We start from the raw sequence: 19,057 nt of genomic DNA, 5'->3' as shown, positions 1-19,057 counted from the left end.
CCCGCCCGATCGGTCGATCGGACGGGGCCTCGGTGCGTCAGGCGGGGATCAGAAGCGGCGGGTGACCAGCGCCCGCTTCACTTCCTGGATCGCCTTGGTGACCTCGATGCCACGCGGGCAGGCCTCGGAGCAGTTGAAGGTGGTGCGGCAACGCCACACGCCCTCACGGTCGTTGAGGATCTCCAGGCGCTGCTCGCCGCCCTCGTCGCGCGAGTCGAAGATGAAGCGGTGCGCGTTGACGATCGCGGCCGGGCCGAAGTACTGGCCGTCGTTCCAGAAGACCGGGCAGGACGACGTGCACGCGGCGCACAGGATGCACTTGGTGGTGTCGTCGAAGCGCTCGCGGTCCTCGGCGGACTGCAGGCGCTCGCGGGTCGGCTCGTTCCCCTTGGTGATGAGGAACGGCATGACGTCCTTGTACGCCTGGAAGAACGGGTCCATGTCCACGACCAGGTCCTTGAGGACCGTGAGGCCCTTTATGGCCTCGATCGTGATCGGCTTCTCCGGGTTGACGTCCTTGATCAGGGTCTTGCACGCCAGCCGGTTGCGGCCGTTGATCCGCATGGCGTCGGAGCCGCAGATGCCGTGGGCGCAGGAACGGCGGTAGGTGAGGGTGCCGTCCTGCTCCCACTTGATCTTGTTGAGCGCGTCGAGGACGCGCTCCTTCGGGTCCAACGTCAGCTCGTAGTCCACCCACACCGGGTCCGGGTGCTCCTCCGGGTTGAACCGGCGGATCCGGAAGGTGACGGTGATCAGCTGGGTGGCACCGCTCTCGGCCGCGTCCAGAGCGGCCGAGTGCTCCACGGTCGGAGTGCTCATCAGTACTTACGCTCCATCGGCTGGTAGCGGGTCGTGACGACCGGCTTGTAGTCGAGGCGGATGGAGGTGGTGCCGTCGTCGGCAACCTCCTGGTACGCCATGGTGTGCTGCATGAACTTCACGTCGTCACGGGTCGGGAAGTCCTCGCGGTAGTGACCGCCGCGCGACTCCTCGCGGGCGAGCGCGGAGACGGCCAGCACCTCGGCCAGGTCGAGCAGGTTGCCCAGCTCGACGGCCTCCAGCAGGTCCGTGTTGTACCGGAAGCCCTTGTCCTGGATGGAGACGTTCTTGTAGCGCTCCTTCAGCGCGGCGATGTCCTCGACCGCCTGCTTCAGGGTGGCGCCGGTGCGGTACACCATGGCGTTGGTGTCCATGGTCTCCTGCAGCTCCTTGCGGATCTGCGCCACGGACTCGGTGCCGGTGGACTCGCGCAGGCCGTCGACCAGCGCCTGCACCTTCTCCTCCGGGTTCTCGGGGAGCTCGACGAAGTCGTTCGCGTTGGCGTAGTCGGCGGCGGCGATGCCCGCGCGACGGCCGAACACGTTGATGTCCAGCAGCGAGTTGGTGCCCAGGCGGTTGGCGCCGTGCACGGACACGCACGCGACCTCGCCGGCCGCGTACAGGCCCGGGACGATGTCGGTGTTGTTGCGCAGCACCTCACCCTCGACGTTGGTCGGGATGCCGCCCATGGCGTAGTGCGCGGTGGGCTGGATCGGGATCGGGTCCGTGTAGGGCTCGATGCCGAGGTAGGTGCGGGCGAACTCGGTGATGTCCGGGAGCTTGGCGTCCAGCTGCTCCGGCGGCAGGTGGGTGAGGTCCAGGTAGACGTGGTCGCCGTCCGGACCGCAGCCGCGGCCTTCGCGGATCTCGGTGTAGATCGCGCGGGAGCAGACGTCACGGGACGCGAGGTCCTTCATGACGGGGGCGTAGCGCTCCATGAAGCGCTCGCCGTCCTTGTTGCGCAGGATGCCGCCCTCGCCGCGGGCGCCCTCGGTGAGCAGGATGCCCATGCGCCAGATGCCGGTCGGGTGGAACTGGAAGAACTCCATGTCCTCCAGCGGCAGGCCGCGGCGGTAGACCAGGGCCTGGCCGTCACCGGTGAGGGTGTGGGCGTTGGAGGAGACCTTGAAGAACTTGCCGGTGCCGCCGGAGGCGAACACGACGGCCTTGGCCTTGAAGACGTGGATCTCGCCGGTGGCCAGCTCGTAGGCGACGACGCCGGCCGTCTTGCCCTCGTTGATCAGCAGGTCGAGGACGTAGAACTCGTTGAAGAACTCGACGCCGTGCTTGACGCAGTTCTGGAACAGCGTCTGGAGGATCATGTGGCCGGTGCGGTCGGCCGCGTAGCAGGACCGGCGGACCGGGGCCTCGCCGTGGTTGCGGGAGTGGCCGCCGAAGCGACGCTGGTCGATCCGGCCCTGCTCGGTGCGGGAGAAGGGCAGACCCATCTTCTCCAGGTCGAGGACGGCGTCGATGGCCTCCTTGCACATGATCTCGGCGGCGTCCTGGTCGACCAGGTAGTCACCGCCCTTGACCGTGTCGAAGGTGTGCCACTCCCAGTTGTCCTCCTCGACGTTGGCGAGGGCGGCGCACATGCCGCCCTGGGCCGCGCCGGTGTGGGACCGGGTGGGGTAGAGCTTGGTCAGGACGGCGGTGCGGCTGCGCTGCGTCGACTCGATGGCCGCACGCATGCCGGCGCCGCCGGCGCCGACGATGACGGTGTCGTACTGGTGAATCTGCATGGGGGGTAACTCGCCTCTGGCCTCTGCCGATGGTCGATGGTGCTCGCGGCTCAGATGTTGGGGTCGAAGGTGAAGATCACCAGGGTCCCGAGCAGCACGGTGAAGACCGTGGCGGTGCCCATGAGCCCCTTGAGCCAGAGCCGGGTCGAGTCCTTCTCGGCGTAGTCGTTGATGACCTGCCGCATGCCGTTGGCGCCGTGCAGCATGGCGAGCCAGAGCATCAGGAGGTCCCACACCTGCCAGAACGGCGAGGCCCAGCGGCCGGCCACGAAGGCGAAGCCGATCTTGGAGACGCCGCCGTCGAGCATCAGCATGATGATCAGGTGGCCGAGGATCAGCACGACCAGGACGACACCGGACAGGCGCATGAAGAGCCAGGCCAGCATCTCGAAGTTGGTGCGGGTGCGGCGCGGGGTCTTCGCGGTCCGCTTGCGCGGCGGCTCGATGACGAACTCGTCGGCCGGGTTGCCGGTGCCGAGGCCCTTGCCGGTGTGCGCCTGGGCGGAGGGGACCACCAGGGCGTCGGAGATTTCCGTGGACATCAGTCAGCTCACTTCCCGAACCACTCGATGAGCGTGTGCTGCAGGATCCCGTAGAAGGAGCCGGCCATCAGGACGACCCAGACTCCGACCACGCTCCAGAGCATCTGCTTCTGGTACTTCGGGCCCTTGGACCAGAAGTCCACGGCGACGACCCGCAGGCCGTTGAGGGCGTGGAACAGGATGGCGGCCACCAGGCCGTACTCCATCAGGTTCACGAGGGGAGTCTTGTACGTCTGGATGACGGTGTCGTAGGACTCCGGCGACACTCGCACCAGTGCGGTGTCCAGGACGTGGGCGAACAGGAAGAAGAAGATGAGGACGCCGGTGACTCGATGAGCCACCCAGCTCCACATGCCTTCCCGGCCGCGGTACAGCGTTCCAGCCGGCACGGAAAAACCCTCCGGAAGCGATTGGGGGCTCGGCCGGCTTCGGTGTCGGTCAGCCCGGCCGGGTACGGTCCACCGGCCGCGAGCATCCTATCGACGCCTTCTCGGGAACCGCCTCCGGGGGCCTCAGGTGTGATCAATCAGGCACGACTGGCCTAGCCGGACGGGAACCAAACCCGCAGTGCTCACGCGGAGTGACGTTTCTGCTGCGCTGTGGTGGTGTCCTTCGTCCGGATCCGACACCCGGCCGGGGCGTCCGTGCCACCCGGGGCCGGGCCACCCGTACGGATGAGGGGTTCAGTGCGCCCCGGCCTCCGAATGGGTGGCGACCAGGTGCTCCAGGCGCGTGAGTGCGATCCGCCGCAGCTCGTCGGCCGCGATCAGCCGCTCCTCGTCCGGGTCGTTGGCCAGCCGGGTGCGGATCGAGGAGAGCACGGTGTCGAGCATCTCCTCGGGCGCCACGCCCTCCAGGCAGACCACGAAGACGTGGCCGAACCTGGCCTCGTACGCGGCATGGGCCGCCCGCAGCGCGGTGTGCGCCGCCTGGCTGCCCGGGGCCCGCATGCCGAGCAGCGGCTGCGGCATCCAGCTCTCGTCCGCCAGCGCCTCGGCGAGGTCGGCCGGGCGGAGGTCGTAGGAGGCCTCGCTGGCGGCGGCCAGCAGGGACTCTATGTCGGGGTACGGCCGGTGGGCGGTGAGCCGCAGGGCCCATCGGTGGCTGCCGCAGCAGGCCAGTAAGGCCTCCTCGGCGGCGCCGGCGTCGGCCTCGTTGAAGCGGTGCAGCCCGAGGAGGGTCGGCTCGGAGCTGGGTACGAGCCGCTGTGGCGGGATGTCGCTGGCCAGCGGGTCCTCCTCGGGAGGGCGGGAAGGTGCCGGTGAAGTGGTGGTGGAGCAGGTGAAGTATGGGGCTGTGGGGCAGCGTCCAGCGCCGGCCGGGCAGCGGCTCAACGGTAGTTGAGCCGTCATCAGTTGGGGAGGGCGCACGCGGATTTCATCCGAACGAGCTATCAAGTTGTGACGTTGACACCTTCGTGTCAGCGCCCTCCCCGGCTTCATCTGCTGATAACACCTCGTGCAGCGCTCCGGCCGTGGCGCCGGCTCAGCTGCAGCGGGTGCCCGGGGCCGGCAGCTTGCCCTCGGTCAGGTACTCCTCGTAGGCCTTGTCGATGCAGGTGTTGCCCTTGCCGAACGCGCCGTGGCCCTCGCCCACCCGGGTGAGCAGGGTGGCGTTGGCGAAGCCCTTGGCGAGCGACTCGGCGGCGGCGTACGGGGTGGCCGGGTCGCCGGTGGAGCCGACCACCAGGATCGGGTCGGCGCCCTCGGCCCGGATGGTGTGCGGCTTCTCCGGGGTCTTGAACGGCCAGTAGGCGCAGCCGGGCTCGGTGTAGTCGTCCACCGACACGCCCTTGGACATCAACGGGGCCTCGGCCTGCAGCTTGGCCACCACCTGCTGGGCCTTCTCCGGCGTCGGGGCCGGACGCGACATGTCGGCGCAGCGGATCGCACCCATGGCCTCCTGCGAGGCGTTGTAGTGGCCGTCCTTGTCACGGCCGTTGTAGTCGTCGGCGAAGGCCAGGAGCATGTCGCCCTTGTCGCGCTTCATCGCCCAGCCGAGCGCGTTGCGCAGGTACCCCCAGTCGGTCTTCTCGTCGCCGTAGAGCATCCGGATGGTGCCGGTCCAGGCAAGGTCGCTGCCGAGCTTGCGGCCGTCCTTGACGGTCAGCGGGTGGTCGCGCAGGCCGTCCAGGAAGTCGGCGGCCTTCTTGGCGGCCTTGTCCGGGTCGCTGCCGAGCGGGCACTCCTCGGCGTGGTTGCTCACGCAGTCGGCGGCGAAGCGGTCGAAGGACTTCTCGAAGCCGATCCGCTGGTTGGTGCCCTCGTCGAGGCTGTCGGCGGCCGGGTCGACCGCGCCGTCCAGGATGAGCCGCCCGGCCTTCTTCGGGAACTCCTCGGCGTAGAGCGCGCCGAGGTAGGTGCCGTAGGAGATGCCGAGGTAGTTGAGCTTCTTGTCGCCGGTGGCGGCGCGCAGCACGTCCATGTCCCGGGCGGTGTTGCGGGTGCCGACGAAGGGCAGCAGCTTGCCGGCCTTGGCCTGGCAGGCGGCGGCGTGGTCGGTGGCGTTCTTGACGTGCTCCGTCTTGCGGGCGGCGGGGTCGAGCGGTTCGTCGATCTGGTCGAGGGCGTCCCGCTGCTTGTCGTCGTAGCAGACGATCGGCGAGCTGGCGCCGGTGCCGCGGGGGTCGAAACCGATGACGTCGAAGCGGTCGTGCAGGGGGCCGGCGAACTCCTTCGCGCCGAACTCGACCATCTCGATGCCGGACTCGCCCGGGCCGCCCGGGTTGACCATCAGCGAGCCGATCTTCTGGTCCGGCTTGGCGGCCGGAAGCTTGATCAGCGCTATGTCGAGCGCGTCGGTGGCGGGGTTGGCGTAGTCCAGCGGAACGTGCAGCTTGCCGCACTGCATGCCGGATATGTCGATCTTGGCCTGCTCGGCCTTCGGGTCGGCCGGGCAGCCGGCCCAGGCGATCTGCTGGCCGTAGAACGGCTTGAGCGCCGGGTCGGCCTCACCGGTCGGCTTCGGGGTGGCGGCCGGGGTGGTGGCCGGGGCGGCGGACGCCGAGGAGGTACCGGTGGCCTTGTCCTGGGCCGGTGCGGCGTTGTCGTTGCAGGCGGAGGTGAGCAGGAGGGTGCCTGCCGCCAGGGCGGTCAGCAGGACCCGTGGGCGGGCGGCCCGGTTGATGTTCATCGCACGTATGTATCACTGCCGGGTGACACGTCCGATCAGGGGGGCGGCCGCCCGCCGACGCTCTGATCAGGCGCGATGGACCTTGTGGTTGGCGGCCTGGGCGCGCGGGCGGACCACCAGCAGGTCGATGTTCACGTGGGACGGCCGGGTGACCGTCCAGGCGACGGTGTCGGCGATGTCCTCCGAGGTCAGCGGCTCGGCCACGCCCGTGTACACGGCCGCCGCCTTCTCCTCGTCGCCGCGGAAGCGGGTGAGTGCGAACCCCTCGGACTTCACCATGCCGGGGGCGATCTCGATCACCCGGATCGGCTCCCCGCACAGCTCCAGCCGCAGCGTCGCCGCGATGGTGTGCGCGGCGTGCTTGGCCGCGACGTACCCGCCGCCGCCCTCGTAGGCGGCCAGCGCGGCGGTCGAGGAGAGCACCAGCACGGTGCCGTCGCCGGTGGCGCGCAGGGCGGGCAGCAGTGCCTGCGTCATGTGCAGCACGCCGAGCACGTTCACCTCGTACATGGCCAGCCAGTCGGCCGGGTCGCCGTGCTCCACGGAGTCGGCGCCGATCGCCCCGCCGGCGTTGTTGACGAGGACGTCCACCCGGCCAACCTCGGCGGCGAAGGCGTCCACGGCCGCCCGGTCGGTGACGTCCAGGGTGTACGCCCGGCCGCCGATCTCCTTGGCCAGCACCTCGATCCGCTCGGTCCGCCGGGCGGTCAGCACCACGTCGAAGCCCTCGGCGGCCAGCCGGCGGGCGGTCGCCGCGCCGATCCCGCTGCTGGCACCGGTGACCACGGCCACCTTCTGCTCGCTCATTGCCACTCCCAGGGGCTTGTCGATCGGTATCCACTTCGGTCGTTCGTCCGATCATCTCAACCGCGTCGGCTCCGCCGTGTTCCGCCCGGGCGCCACTACTGTGCGAGCAGGAGCACCAGCCCGCCGACCCCCGTGGAGAAACCCATGGCAGCCGAGCCGCGCCGCGCCGAGTCAGGCTTCCCGATCGAGCCGCTGTACGGCCCCGAGGCGCTGGCCGGCTGGGATCCGGCCGCCCGGCTGGGCCGGCCGGGGGAGTACCCGTACACCCGGGGCGTCTACCCGTCGATGTACACCGGCCGGCCGTGGACGATGCGCCAGTACGCGGGCTTCGGCACCGCCGCCGAGTCCAACGCCCGCTACCGGCAGCTGATCGCCGGCGGCGGCACCGGCCTCTCGGTGGCCTTCGACCTGCCCACCCAGATGGGCTACGACTCGGACGCGCCGCTCGCGGCCGGGGAGGTCGGCAAGGTCGGGGTGGCCGTCGACAGCGTCGAGGACATGGCGGTGCTGTTCGACGGCATCCCGCTGGGCGCGGTGTCCACCTCGATGACCATCAACGCACCGGCCGGCCTGCTGCTGCTCCTCTACCAACTGGTCGGCGAAGCCCAGGGGGTGGCGCCGGCCGAGCTCACCGGCACGATCCAGAATGACGTGCTGAAGGAGTACATCGCCCGCGGCACCTACATCTTCCCGCCGGCGCCCTCGTTGCGGCTGGTCGCGGACGTGTTCCGGTACTGCCGGGCGGAGATCCCTCGCTGGAACACCATCTCCATCTCCGGCTACCACATGGCCGAGGCCGGAGCGGATCCGGCGCAGGAGATCGCCTTCACGCTGGCCAACGGCATCGCCTACGTGCGCACCGCGCTCGCCGCCGGGATGGCCGTGGACGAGTTCGCCCCCCGGCTCTCCTTCTTCTTCGTGGCCCGCACCACGCTGCTCGAAGAAGTCGCCAAGTTCCGTGCCGCGCGCCGCATCTGGGCCCGGCTGATGCGCGAGGAGTTCGGCGCGAAGGACCCGCGCTCGCAGATGCTGCGCTTCCACACCCAGACCGCCGGGGTGCAGCTGACCGCCCAGCAGCCCGAGGTCAACCTGGTGCGGGTCTCGGTGCAGGCGCTCGCCGCGGTGCTCGGCGGCACCCAGTCGCTCCACACCAACAGTTTCGACGAGGCGATCGCGCTGCCTACCGAGAAAGCCGCCCGGCTCGCCCTGCGCACCCAGCAGGTGCTCGCGTACGAGACCGACGTGACCGCCACCGTCGACCCGTTCGCCGGCTCGTACGTGGTCGAGGCGCTGACCGACGAGGTGGAGGCCGCCGCGCTCGCCCTGATGGCCCGGGTGGAGGAGCAGGGCGGCGCGGTGGCCGCGATCGAACGCGGCTACCAGAAAACGGCGATCGAGCGCACCGCCTACCGCATCCAGCAGGAGACCGACGCCGGCGAGCGCACGGTGGTCGGCGTCAACCGCTTCCAGCTGGACACCGAGGAGCCGTACCAGCCCCTGCGGGTGGACCCGGCGATCGAGCGGCAGCAGGCCGAGCGGCTGTCCCGGCTGCGCGCGGAGCGCGACGCCTCGGCGGTGGACCGGGCGCTGAACGGGCTGCGCCGGGCCGCCGAGGGCGAGGCGAACGTGCTGTATCCGATGAAGGAGGCGCTGGCCGCCCGCGCCACCGTCGGCGAGGTGTGCGATGCGCTGCGCGAGGTGTGGGGAACGTACGAGCCGGTGGAACGGTTCTGAGGGCGCGTCAAGGAGTCGACGGCCGTGACCGCTGGACCGGGTGATCGTTGCACAGGGCAAGCAACCCGGGGAAGGCGGCTGAAACGAGATGTCATACCCACCTGTCCGGCCGGTATGCGCCCAATCGGGGACTACTTTTCCGGAAGTCGGGCCAAATCCCCCCAACAGGCCTACTCTTGGGGAGATGAACCGTCCTGAGCCCGCTCAGCCGGGCACCACTCTCGCCGCTGCCCGCCCCGCCGCCGAACTGCGCGGCCGGGTGGGCGGGCTGGAGTCCGAGCTGATCGCCTTCCGCCGTGATCTGCACCGGCACCCGGAGCTGGGCCGCCAGGAGTTCCGCACCACCGGCCTGCTCCGCGACCGGCTGGTGGCGGCCGGGCTGGAGCCGCGGGTGCTGCCCGGCGGCACCGGCCTGATCGTCGACATCGTCCCGGACGGGACGGCTCCCGGCGCCGAGTTCCTGGCCTTCCGCGCCGACATCGACGCGCTGCCGATCGACGACGCCAAGACCGACGTGCCGTACCGCTCGAGCGTCCCCGGCCGGGCCCACGCCTGCGGCCACGACGTGCACACCTCGGTCGTGCTCGGCACCGGCCTGGTGCTCGCCGACGCCGCCCGCACCGGAGAGCTGCGCCGCCCCGTGCGGCTGGTCTTCCAGCCGGCCGAGGAGGTCATGCCCGGCGGCGCCCTGGACGTCATCAAGGCCGGCGGCATGGACGGCGTCGGCCGGATCTTCGCGGTGCACTGCGACCCGAAGGTCGAGGTGGGCCGGATCGCGCTGCGCACCGGGGCGATCACCTCCGCCTGCGACCGCCTGGTGCTCCACCTGGACGGCCCCGGCGGGCACACCGCCCGCCCGCACCTGACCACCGACCTGGTCACCGCGATCGCCCGGATGGCCGCCGACCTGCCGGGCGCGCTGGCCCGCCGGATGGATCCGCGCTGGGGCGTCAGCCTGGTCTGGGGCCGGATCGCCTCCGGCTCGGCTCCCAACGTCATCCCGCAGCACGCCGAGCTGGAGGGCACCGTCCGCTGCCTGGAGCTGGACGGCTGGCGCGAGGCGCCGGACCTGCTGCACGAGCTGATCGCCAAGCTCGCCGAGACCTACCGAGCCAAGTGGTCGCTCGACTACCACCGCGGTGTGCCGCCAGTGGTGAACGAGGCGGTATCGGTCGACTTGCTGGACGCGGCGATGACCGCCCGGTTCGGCCGCGCCGGCAAGCAGGTGGTGGAGGGCACCGAGCAGAGCCTGGGCGGCGAGGACTTCTCCTGGTACCTGGAGCACGCCCCGGGCGCGCTGGCCCGGCTCGGCGTCCGCGCCCCCGGCGACACCGCGGTCCGTGACCTGCACCAGGGCGGTTTCGACGTGGACGAGCGGGCGATCGGGATCGGTGTGGAGCTGTTCGCGGCGCTGGCCCTGGAGGCGTAGGGGAGCTGACCCGGGCCCGGGACGTGCAGCCGACGCGTGGCCGGTTTGTCGATATCCGAGCTTTATGCGCGGTTCCGTAAACTGGGGGTCGCCAGTTCCGGATCTCCGTCCGCGCACGGGAGGAAAGAGCGTCGGGACGACGTCAGACCACGGTTTGATAACAACCCGAATGCTCCCGCAGCCCGTAACACAACCGTGTTCTACGCGCGTTACGGTGGCGTCCGACCACGCTAAACGGGTGCGTGTGAGAAGGAGATACTCCCTTGCGCCGTTCAATGAAGCTCGCCGCGGTTGTGCTCTCGGGTTCCCTGGGCATGGCCTCGCTCGCCGCTTGCGGCGCAAAGAGCACTGACAACACTTCCTCCGGTTCCTCCTCCGAGGGCTCGCTCAAGGTCGGTATGGCCTACGACATCGGCGGCCGTGGCGACCAGTCGTTCAACGACTCCGCCGCCCGCGGTCTCGACAAGGCCAAGTCCGACCTCGGTGTGTCGGTCACCGAGGCCGAGGCCAAGGCCGGCGAGGCCGAGGCCGACAAGGAGACCCGCCTCAAGAACCTGATCGACGGCGGCTACAAGACCGTCATCGCGGTCGGCTTCGTGTACCAGCAGGCGGTCGACAAGGTCGCCAAGGACAACCCGGACGTCAAGTTCGCGATCATCGACTCTCACGACGACGCCCAGCCGGCCAACGTCACCTCGCTGGTCTTCGCCGAGCAGGAGGGTTCCTACCTCGCCGGCGTCGCCGCCGCCCTGAAGTCGCACAACAAGCACGTCGGCTTCATCGGTGGTGTGCAGACCGAGCTGATCAAGAAGTTCGAGGCCGGTTACAAGGCCGGCGTGAAGTCCATCGACCCGAACATCACGGTCGAGACCACCTACCTCACCACGCCTCCGGACTTCTCCGGCTTCGCCTCGCCCGACAAGGGCAAGGAGGCCGCCCAGGGTCAGCTCGACAAGGGCGCGGACGTCATCTACTCCGCCGCCGGTTCCTCCGGCAACGGCGCCATCGAGGCCGTCGCCAACAAGCAGGGCGCCCTGGCCATCGGTGTCGACTCCGACCAGGCCTCGCAGCCGGCTCTGTCGAAGTACAAGAACAGCATCCTGACCTCGATGGTGAAGAACGTCGACAACGCCGTCTTCTCCTACATCGACTCGGTCAAGAAGAACCAGCCGCTCACCGGCGTCAAGCTGTTCGACCTGAAGGCCGAGGGTGTCCAGCTCGCCACCACCGGTGGCAAGATCGACGACATCAAGTCCCAGCTGGACGCTGCCGCCAACGCGATCAAGACCGGCGCCACCACGGTTCCGACCGCGCCGGCCCAGTAAGGCGCGCGCGTCCCGGACGTTGCTGCGACTGCCGCCTGCCCGGCAGCGCGATGATTGACACAGCATCACGGGAGGGGCCCGGCAGGGTGCGCAGGAAACCGCGTACCCCCGGGCCCCTTCCGTCCCCCCGTTTCCCCTTGGCCCTCCCAGCGCAATGCCGCGCCTCCAGACCACCAGGAGATCGCCATCACCGCATCCGATCCCGTCCCCCTGCGCAAGGACGGTAACCCCACCGCGGGGACAGCGACATCGGCCGTCGAACTGCGCGGCATCACCAAGCGCTTCCCCGGCGTCGTGGCCAACCACGACATCAACCTCACCGTCCGCAGCGGCACCGTGCACGCCCTCATGGGCGAGAACGGCGCCGGCAAGTCGACGCTGATGAAGATCCTCTACGGCATGCAGAAGCCGGACGAGGGCACCATCGCCATCAACGGCGAGCAGTGCGAGTTCCACACCCCGGGCGACGCCATCGCCCGCGGCATCGGCATGGTGCACCAGCACTTCATGCTCGCCGACAACCTCACGGTGTGGGAGAACGTCGTCCTCGGCGGCGAGCACCTGTACGGCATCGGCGCCAAGGCGAAGGCGAAGATCAAGGAGATCTCCGACCAGTACGGCCTGGGCGTGCGCCCGGACGTCCTGGTCGAGGACCTCGGTGTCGCCGACCGCCAGCGCGTCGAGATCCTCAAGGTGCTGTACCGCGGCGCCAAGATCCTGATCCTCGACGAGCCGACGGCCGTGCTCGTCCCGCAGGAGGTCGACGCACTGTTCGACAACCTGCGCGACCTCAAGTCCGAGGGCGTCACCGTCATCTTCATCTCGCACAAGCTGCACGAGGTGCTGGCGGTCGCCGACGCGATCAGCGTGATCCGGCGCGGCACCACGGTCGGCGACGCCGACCCGAAGACCGTCACCGCCCGCCAGCTCGCCGAGATGATGGTCGGCGCCGAGCTGCCCTCCCCGGAGAGCCGCGAGTCGACCGTCACCAGCACCGAGATGCTCGACGTCCAGGGCCTGCGGATCGCCAAGACCGACGCCGAGGGCATCGAGCGCGTCGTGCTCGACGACATCTCGCTCACCATCCGCAAGGGCGAGATCCTTGGCATCGCCGGCGTCGAGGGCAACGGCCAGGCCGAACTGGTCGAGGCCATCATGGGCATGCTCCCGCTGGACGCCGGCACCGTCACCCTCGATGGCAAGGACCTCTCCGGCAGCCTCACCCGGGCCCGCCGCGAGGCCGGCATCGGCTACATCCCCGAGGACCGCCACCGGCACGGCCTGCTGCTGGAGGCCCCGCTCTGGGAGAACCGGATCCTCGGCCACGTCACCGAGAAGCCGAACTCCAACGGCCCGCTGCTCGACCCGACCTCCGCCCGCGAGGACACCTGGCGGATCGTCCGGGAGTTCGACGTCCGTACCCCGGGCATCGAGGTCACCGCGGCCTCCCTCTCCGGCGGCAACCAGCAGAAGCTGATCATCGGCCGCGAGATGGCCCACGATCCCAAGCTCCTGATCGCCGCCCACCCCACCCGCGGTGTGGACGTCGGCGCGCAGGCGCAGATCTGGGAGCACATCCGGGTCGCCCAGCGCAACGGCCTGGCCGTGCTGCTGATCTCCGCGGACCTGGACGAGCTCATCGGCCTCTCCGACACCATCCGGGTCATCTACCGCGGCCGCCTGGTCGCCGACGCCGACCCGGCCACCGTCACCGCCGAGGACCTGGGCACCGCGATGACCGGTGCGGCCCGCGGCCACATCGAGTCCGAGCCGGAGGCCGTCGCCGAGGCCCAGACCGTGGCCGCCGAGGGCACCGAGGCCGAGCAACCGCACACCGACACCGCCGACGACGCCCAGGCGGGGGAGTAACCACATGACCAGTCCCAACCCCCCCGCCGCCAAGCGCGGCCTGGCGCAGCGGATCAACGGTGAGCGGATCGTGCTCGCACTGGCGGCGCCGGTGCTCGCGGTCGTGCTCTCGGTGACGATCTGCTCGATCCTGCTGGCGAGCTCCGGCAAGAACCCGTTCGACGCGTGGAACGTGATGATCACGTACGCCACCAAGTCGGACGGCCAGGTGGCGATCCTCAACCGGGCCACCACCTACTACCTGGCCGCCGCGGCCGCCGCGTTCGGGTTCCGGATGAACCTGTTCAACATCGGCGTCGAGGGCCAGTACCGGGTCGCGGCGCTGTTCACGGCGTACATCGGCAGCCAGATCGACCTGCCGGCCGTCATCCAGATCCCGCTGCTGCTGATCACCGCCATGCTGGCCGGTGGCCTGTACGCCGCCATCGCCGGTGCGCTGAAGGTCTACCGCGGCGTCAGCGAGGTCATCTCGACCATCATGCTGAACGCCATCTCGATCGCGATCGTCGGTCTGCTGCTGGTCCCGGGCATCTTCGCCCCGAAGGTGGGCGCCACCAGCAACTCGATCCAGACCAACCCGGTCTCTCAGTCCAGCCACTTCTTCTCGATCAGCACGGCCGGTGGCACCCTCTGGGGCTTCCTGTTCATCGCCATCCTGGTCGGCGTGGCCTTCCAGTTCGTGCTGACCCGCACCCGCTTCGGCTTCGATCTGCGCGCCACCGGCCGCTCGGAGAGCGCCGCCACCGCGTCGGGTGTGAACGTCCGGAAGATGGTCATGATCTCGATGGCCGTCTCCGGCGGTCTGGCCGGTCTGATCGGTCTGCCCGAGCTGCTGCAGAACTCGTACTACTTCGGCCAGAGCTTCCAGAGCGGCCTCGGCTTCCTCGGCATCTCGGTCGCCCTGCTCGGCCGGAACAGCCCGATCGGCATGGCCTTCGCGGCGCTGCTGTTCGCGTTCCTGGACTCCACCGGCTCCCAGCTGCCGCTGCCGAAGAACGGCGGTTTCCCGTTCGAGATCGTCGCCGTCATGCAGGGCACCATCGTCATCTGCGTCGTCGTCGCGTACGAACTGGTGCGCCGCTACGGCCTGAAGCGCCAGCAGCAGAAGGTCGGCGCGCAGCTCGCCGCCCAGCTCGCGGCCACTGAGAAGAAGGAGGTGTCCGCATGAGCACGGCTACCGCTGCTCGTCCGAAGGCGCCCGGCGCGCCTGCCAAGAAGCACAAGCTGTCCTGGCCGGTGGTGCTCCTGCTGATCGCGGGCGCCCTCGCCCTGTTCTCCGCCGTGGGCATGGCCACCGGCAACCACTCGCTGACCTCCTCCGGTCAGATCACCGCCGCGCTCAGCGCCGCCGTGCCGATCGGCATGGCCGGTCTGGGTGGTCTCTGGTCCGAGCGGGCCGGCGTGGTCAACATCGGCCTCGAAGGCATGATGGTCGCCGGCACCTTCTGCGGTGCCTGGGCCGGGTACCTGGTCAACCCGTGGGTCGGTCTGGTGGCCGGCATGGTCGGCGGTGCCGCGGGCGGTCTGCTGCACGCGATCATCACCGTCACCTTCGGCGTCGACCACATCGTGTCCGGTGTCGGTATCAACCTGCTGATCCCCGGCATCTGCGCGTACGTCAACCGGATCTACTACAAGGACTACATCTCCGCCGGTGCCGGCGCGAACCAGTCCCCGCCGGCCGATCCGCTGCCGTACATGACCATCCCGGGGCTGTCGTCCTGGCTGGCCGACATCGAGAAGCACCACTGGTTCTTCATCTCGGACGTGGCCGGCGTGCTCGGCGGCATGGTCACCAACATCTCGGTGGTCGTGCTGCTCGCCGCCGCCCTGATCGTGGTCAGCTACTTCGTGCTGTGGCGCACGGTCTTCGGCCTGCGGCTGCGCTCCTGCGGTGAGAACCCGACCGCGGCCGAGTCGCTGGGCGTCAACGTCTACAAGTACAAGTACCTCGCGGTCATCGCCTCCGGCGCCTTCGCGGGCCTCGGCGGTGCGTACCTCTCGCTGGTCGCGGCGCACTTCTACAAGGACGGCCAGACCCTCGGCCGAGGCTTCATCGGCCTCGCGGCGATGATCTTCGGTAACTGGATGCCGGGCGGGCTCGCCATGGGCGCCGGTCTCTTCGGCTTCACCGACAGCCTCCAGCTGCGTGACCCGGAGTCGGTGCACGTGCTGATCCTCACCGTCTCCATCGCGATGGCACTGCTTGCGGTCTGGCAGCTGTACCGCCGCAAGTTCACCGCCACGGTGATCTCGCTGGTGGTCTCCGGCGGTCTGGGCGCCTGGTACGCCCTGACCGACCAGGTGCAGCGCCCGCTGATCGTGGCCACGCCGTACCTGATCACCCTGGTGGTGCTCTCGCTGGCCTCGCAGCGCCTGCGGATGCCGAAGGCGGACGGCCAGATCTACCGCAAGGGCCAGGGCAAGTGACGGCCCCCGTGGTCGACTGGGAGCGGCTGCGCGCGGCGGCGCGCGAGGCGATGAGCCACGCGTACGCCCCGTACAGCAAGTTCCCGGTCGGCGCGGCGGCCCTGGTGGACGACGGGCGGCTGGTCACCGGCTGCAACGTCGAGAACGCCTCGTACGGGCTCGGGCTGTGCGCGGAGTGCGGGCTGGTGTCCGCGCTGCACGCCGGCGGGGGCGGCCGACTGGTCGCCTTCACCTGCGTGGACGGCGCCGGCGAGCTGCTGATGCCGTGCGGGCGCTGCCGCCAGCTGCTGTACGAGCACGGCGGTCCGGAGCTGCTGATCGAGCTGCCCTCGGGCGTACGCCCGATGAGTGAGGTCCTGCCCGACGCGTTCGGGCCGGAGCGGCTCTAGCATCTGCAATTGTTACGCGCGTAGAGTGTCGTGAGTGGGCCGAAACCCGGTCATCTCGCGACACTCTTCGCTTTTGAACCCCACTTGGAGCACGAATGGACGCCATCTCCGTCATAAGGACCAAGCGTGACCGCGGAGAGCTGAGCGACGCTCAGATCGACTGGGTCATCGACGCCTACACCCGCGGCGAGGTCGCCGACGAGCAGATGTCCGCCCTGGCCATGGCGATCCTGCTGAACGGCATGAACCTGCGCGAGATCAGCCGCTGGACCGACGCCATGATCCGCTCCGGCGTCCGGATGGACTTCTCCTCGCTGCCGCTGCCCACCAGCGACAAGCACTCCACCGGCGGCGTCGGCGACAAGATCACCCTCCCGCTCGCCCCGCTCGTCGCCGCCTGCGGCGCCGCCGTCCCGCAGCTCTCCGGCCGCGGCCTCGGCCACACCGGCGGCACCCTCGACAAGCTGGAGTCCATCCCCGGCTGGCGCGCGCTGCTCTCCAACGAGGAGATGCTGGACGTGCTCCGCAACACCGGCGCGGTGATCTGCGCCGCCGGCGACGGCCTCGCCCCCGCCGACAAGAAGCTCTACGCGCTGCGCGACGTCACCGGCACCGTCGAGGCCATCCCGCTGATCGCCTCCTCGATCATGTCCAAGAAGATCGCCGAGGGCACCGGTTCGCTCGTGCTGGACGTCAAGGTCGGCTCCGGCGCGTTCATGAAGAACCTCGACGACGCCCGTGAACTCGCCCGCACCATGGTCGGCCTGGGCACCACCGCCGGGGTCAACACCGTCGCCCTGCTCACCGACATGTCCACCCCGCTCGGCCTCACCGCCGGCAACGCGCTGGAGGTCCGCGAGTCCCTGGAGGTGCTGGCCGGCGGCGGCCCCGCCGACGTCGTCGAGCTCACCGTCGCCCTCGCCCGCGAGATGCTCGCCGCGGCCGGCGTGCACGGCAAGGACCCGGCCGAGGCGCTGCGCGACGGCTCCGCGATGGACCACTGGCGCCGCATGATCGCCGCCCAGGGCGGCGACGTCGACGCTCCGCTCCCGGTGGCCCGCGAGCAGCACGTCATCCCCGCTCCCGCCTCCGGCGTGCTCACCGCGCTCGACGCCTACGCCGTCGGCGTCTGCGCCTGGCGCCTCGGCGCCGGCCGCGCCCGCAAGGAGGACCCGGTGCAGGCCGGCGCCGGCGTCGAGATGCACGCCAAGCCCGGCGACACCGTCGTGGCCGGCCAGCCTCTGCTGACCCTGCACACCGACACCCCCGAGCGCTACGACTACGCCATCGAGGCCCTGGCCGGCGGTGTCGAGGTCGCCCCCGCGGGCACCGAGTTCACCCCGACCCCGATCATCCTCGACCGCATCGCGTAGTCGAGGCTGTCGTCCGCTTCCGCCCACCGGCTGCCTGAATGTCGATGAGGGGCTCGTACCTGAGGACCAGGTGCGAGCCCCTTTCGCGCACTCAGGCCCGGACGGCAGGTGTTGACTGCCGGGCCGAGTGGGCCTGGTGGGTGGCGTAGAGGGTGACGGCGGCGGCGAGGGTCATGGCGGTGAGGCCGACGGCGGCGGCGCCGGGCCAGCCGGTGGCGTGGTAGGCGTCGGCGCCGAGCGTCCCGCCGAGGCTGTTGCCCAGGTAGTAGGCGATCAGGTAGAGGGCGGAGGCCTGGGCGCGGCCCTCGGTGGCGGTGCGGCCGACGGCGGAGGACGCGGTGGCGTGGCCCGCGAAGAAGCCGGCGGTGATCAGGACCAGGCCGGGCAGGGCGCAGGCCAGGGAGTCGGTGAGGGAGAGCAGGAGCCCGGCGGCCGTCACGCCGATGGAGACGTAGAGGGTGCCGCGGCGGCCGAGGCGGGCGCAGAGGCTCCCGGCCGCGGCGGAGGTGCCGGTGCCGACCAGGTAGACCACGAAGATCGAGGCGGCGACCGACTCCGGAAGGTGGAAGGGCGCGGCGATCAGCCGGTAGCCGACGGTGTTGTAGACCGCGCCGAACACCGCCATGAACAGCAGCCCGAGCGCGTACAGCCGCACCAGCAGCGGGTTGCGCAGGTGCCGTCCGACCGTGCGGGCGAGGGCGCGGGCGTCCACCGGGGCCGGGGTGAAGTGCCGGGCGGCGGGGATCAGCAGCCGGAAGGCGAGCGCGGCCAGCAGGGCGAGTGCGGCGGACGCGGCGAGGCCCCAGCGCCAGCCGAGGGCGGCGGCGGTCCAGCCGGAGAGCAGCCGGCCGCCCATGCCGCCGATGCTGTTGCCGGCCACGTACAGGCCCATCGCCGAGGCCAGGGCGCTCGGGTGGACCTCCTCGGCGAGGTAGGCCATCGCGGTGGCGGGCAGCCCCGCGAGGGCGGCGCCCTGGAGGACGCGCAGCACGACGAGGGTGGTGAGGTCGGGCGCGAACGGCAGGGCCAGGCCGAGCGCGGCGGCGGCGAGGGTGGAGGCCGTCATCACGGCGGTGCGGCCGTACCGGTCGGACAGGGCGCTGGCCGGGAGCAGGGCGAGGGCGAGTCCGAGGGTGGCGGCGGAGGCGGTCCAACTGGCCTGGCCCGGGGTGAGGTCGAGGTCGGCGGAGAGGACCGGCAGCAGGCCCTGGGTGGAGTAGAGCAGGACGAACGTGGCGACACCGGCGGCGAACAGGGCGAGGTTGGCGCGGCGGAACGCGCGCTGGCCGGGGCGGTGGCGGTCGTCGCGGTGGGTGGGGACGGCGGCGGGGGCATCCGGGGTCAGCACGGATGCCCTGGTATCCGAGGGCTGCATGTCCTCGACGGTAGGCGTGTCGCGTTGATGCGTCCAATGCATGAAGCGTGGATGATTGATGCACTGGCGTATGAGTCGAGGTGGTGGCGGG

16 protein-coding genes are annotated in these 19,057 nt (G+C 70.3%); 8 read left to right on the top strand and 8 right to left on the bottom strand.

Annotated elements, in window-relative coordinates:
- Nucleotides 1–48: 48 nt before the first annotated feature.
- From F7Q99_RS09910 to F7Q99_RS09880, 7 genes are all read right to left on the bottom strand, one after another.
- Complete coding sequence (locus tag F7Q99_RS09910; RefSeq protein WP_153460927.1) at nucleotides 49–819, bottom strand: succinate dehydrogenase iron-sulfur subunit; 771 nt, start codon at nucleotides 817–819, stop codon at nucleotides 49–51.
- Nucleotides 819–2,561, bottom strand: a complete 1,743-nt coding sequence (gene sdhA / locus F7Q99_RS09905; RefSeq protein WP_153460926.1) for a succinate dehydrogenase flavoprotein subunit — start codon at nucleotides 2,559–2,561, stop codon at nucleotides 819–821. Before sdhA ends, F7Q99_RS09910 begins: the two co-directional genes overlap by 1 nt.
- A gap of 50 nt (nucleotides 2,562–2,611) precedes the next feature.
- Nucleotides 2,612–3,103, bottom strand: a complete 492-nt coding sequence (sdhD, locus tag F7Q99_RS09900; RefSeq protein WP_153460925.1) for a succinate dehydrogenase, hydrophobic membrane anchor protein — start codon at nucleotides 3,101–3,103, stop codon at nucleotides 2,612–2,614.
- An 8-nt stretch (nucleotides 3,104–3,111) separates the two neighbouring features.
- A complete protein-coding gene (sdhC, locus tag F7Q99_RS09895; protein WP_326846482.1) occupies nucleotides 3,112–3,492 on the bottom strand; it encodes a succinate dehydrogenase, cytochrome b556 subunit in 381 nt (126 codons plus the stop codon).
- 294 nt (nucleotides 3,493–3,786) lie between these two features.
- Nucleotides 3,787–4,455: a 2-oxo-4-hydroxy-4-carboxy-5-ureidoimidazoline decarboxylase gene (locus F7Q99_RS09890; RefSeq protein ID WP_407697763.1), complete on the bottom strand. Its 669-nt coding sequence runs from the start codon at nucleotides 4,453–4,455 to the stop codon at nucleotides 3,787–3,789.
- A 133-nt stretch (nucleotides 4,456–4,588) separates the two neighbouring features.
- Nucleotides 4,589–6,235 carry an alpha/beta hydrolase gene (locus tag F7Q99_RS09885; RefSeq protein ID WP_153460924.1) on the bottom strand — a complete coding sequence of 549 codons (1,647 nt, stop codon included), beginning with the start codon at nucleotides 6,233–6,235 and terminating at the stop codon, nucleotides 4,589–4,591.
- 66 nt (nucleotides 6,236–6,301) lie between these two features.
- Nucleotides 6,302–7,042 (bottom strand): SDR family oxidoreductase, encoded by a 741-nt coding sequence (locus tag F7Q99_RS09880; RefSeq protein WP_153460923.1) that lies wholly within the window; start codon nucleotides 7,040–7,042, stop codon nucleotides 6,302–6,304.
- A gap of 144 nt (nucleotides 7,043–7,186) precedes the next feature.
- Here F7Q99_RS09880 and F7Q99_RS09875 point away from each other — a divergent pair, with 144 nt between their 5' ends.
- The 8 genes from F7Q99_RS09875 (at nucleotide 7,187) to F7Q99_RS09840 (ending at nucleotide 17,591) form a co-directional block, all read left to right on the top strand.
- The gene (locus F7Q99_RS09875; protein WP_153460922.1) at nucleotides 7,187–8,776 is read left to right on the top strand and encodes an acyl-CoA mutase large subunit family protein; all 1,590 of its coding nucleotides are present in this window, start codon (nucleotides 7,187–7,189) and stop codon (nucleotides 8,774–8,776) included.
- A gap of 184 nt (nucleotides 8,777–8,960) precedes the next feature.
- Nucleotides 8,961–10,205, top strand: a complete 1,245-nt coding sequence (locus F7Q99_RS09870; protein ID WP_153460921.1) for an amidohydrolase — start codon at nucleotides 8,961–8,963, stop codon at nucleotides 10,203–10,205.
- 263 nt (nucleotides 10,206–10,468) lie between these two features.
- Nucleotides 10,469–11,530, top strand: coding sequence for a BMP family lipoprotein (locus F7Q99_RS09865; protein ID WP_153460920.1), 1,062 nt, complete (start codon nucleotides 10,469–10,471; stop codon nucleotides 11,528–11,530).
- Between the two features lie 294 nt (nucleotides 11,531–11,824).
- The gene (locus F7Q99_RS09860; protein WP_407697762.1) at nucleotides 11,825–13,399 is read left to right on the top strand and encodes an ABC transporter ATP-binding protein; all 1,575 of its coding nucleotides are present in this window, start codon (nucleotides 11,825–11,827) and stop codon (nucleotides 13,397–13,399) included.
- Between the two features lie 4 nt (nucleotides 13,400–13,403).
- Nucleotides 13,404–14,567 carry an ABC transporter permease gene (locus tag F7Q99_RS09855; RefSeq protein ID WP_153460919.1) on the top strand — a complete coding sequence of 388 codons (1,164 nt, stop codon included), beginning with the start codon at nucleotides 13,404–13,406 and terminating at the stop codon, nucleotides 14,565–14,567.
- Nucleotides 14,564–15,829: an ABC transporter permease gene (locus F7Q99_RS40995; protein WP_153460918.1), complete on the top strand. Its 1,266-nt coding sequence runs from the start codon at nucleotides 14,564–14,566 to the stop codon at nucleotides 15,827–15,829. Before F7Q99_RS09855 ends, F7Q99_RS40995 begins: the two co-directional genes overlap by 4 nt.
- A complete protein-coding gene (locus F7Q99_RS40990; protein ID WP_326846481.1) occupies nucleotides 15,826–16,218 on the top strand; it encodes a cytidine deaminase in 393 nt (130 codons plus the stop codon). The genes F7Q99_RS40995 and F7Q99_RS40990 overlap by 4 nt, the downstream gene beginning before the upstream one ends.
- A 95-nt stretch (nucleotides 16,219–16,313) precedes the next feature.
- Nucleotides 16,314–17,591 carry a thymidine phosphorylase gene (locus F7Q99_RS09840; protein WP_153460916.1) on the top strand — a complete coding sequence of 426 codons (1,278 nt, stop codon included), beginning with the start codon at nucleotides 16,314–16,316 and terminating at the stop codon, nucleotides 17,589–17,591.
- A 91-nt stretch (nucleotides 17,592–17,682) separates the two neighbouring features.
- Here F7Q99_RS09840 and F7Q99_RS09835 read toward each other — a convergent pair whose 3' ends face one another.
- Nucleotides 17,683–18,966 carry an MFS transporter gene (locus F7Q99_RS09835; RefSeq protein ID WP_153460915.1) on the bottom strand — a complete coding sequence of 428 codons (1,284 nt, stop codon included), beginning with the start codon at nucleotides 18,964–18,966 and terminating at the stop codon, nucleotides 17,683–17,685.
- Nucleotides 18,967–19,057: the final 91 nt, after the last annotated feature.

The sequence above is a fragment of the Streptomyces kaniharaensis genome (genome assembly GCF_009569385.1).
GTDB classification, from domain to species: Bacteria; Actinomycetota; Actinomycetes; order Streptomycetales; family Streptomycetaceae; genus Kitasatospora; species Kitasatospora kaniharaensis.
This window is presented reverse-complemented; position numbering and strand designations above follow the sequence as displayed.

Excerpts from the sequence above, each read along its gene's own strand:
- F7Q99_RS09875 (WP_153460922.1), top strand. The coding sequence starts at position 7,187 with ATGGCAGCCGAGCCGCGCCGCGCCGAGTCAGGCTTCCCGATCGAGCCG.
- F7Q99_RS09855 (WP_153460919.1), top strand. The coding sequence starts at position 13,404 with ATGACCAGTCCCAACCCCCCCGCCGCCAAGCGCGGCCTGGCGCAGCGG.
- F7Q99_RS09885 (WP_153460924.1), bottom strand. The coding sequence starts at position 6,235 with ATGAACATCAACCGGGCCGCCCGCCCACGGGTCCTGCTGACCGCCCTG.
- sdhA (WP_153460926.1), bottom strand. The coding sequence starts at position 2,561 with ATGCAGATTCACCAGTACGACACCGTCATCGTCGGCGCCGGCGGCGCC.
- F7Q99_RS09870 (WP_153460921.1), top strand. The coding sequence starts at position 8,961 with ATGAACCGTCCTGAGCCCGCTCAGCCGGGCACCACTCTCGCCGCTGCC.
- sdhD (WP_153460925.1), bottom strand. The coding sequence starts at position 3,103 with ATGTCCACGGAAATCTCCGACGCCCTGGTGGTCCCCTCCGCCCAGGCG.
- F7Q99_RS09835 (WP_153460915.1), bottom strand. The coding sequence starts at position 18,966 with ATGCAGCCCTCGGATACCAGGGCATCCGTGCTGACCCCGGATGCCCCC.
- F7Q99_RS09910 (WP_153460927.1), bottom strand. The coding sequence starts at position 819 with ATGAGCACTCCGACCGTGGAGCACTCGGCCGCTCTGGACGCGGCCGAG.
- F7Q99_RS09890 (WP_407697763.1), bottom strand. The coding sequence starts at position 4,455 with ATGACGGCTCAACTACCGTTGAGCCGCTGCCCGGCCGGCGCTGGACGC.
- F7Q99_RS40995 (WP_153460918.1), top strand. The coding sequence starts at position 14,564 with ATGAGCACGGCTACCGCTGCTCGTCCGAAGGCGCCCGGCGCGCCTGCC.
- F7Q99_RS09840 (WP_153460916.1), top strand. The coding sequence starts at position 16,314 with ATGGACGCCATCTCCGTCATAAGGACCAAGCGTGACCGCGGAGAGCTG.
- F7Q99_RS09880 (WP_153460923.1), bottom strand. The coding sequence starts at position 7,042 with ATGAGCGAGCAGAAGGTGGCCGTGGTCACCGGTGCCAGCAGCGGGATC.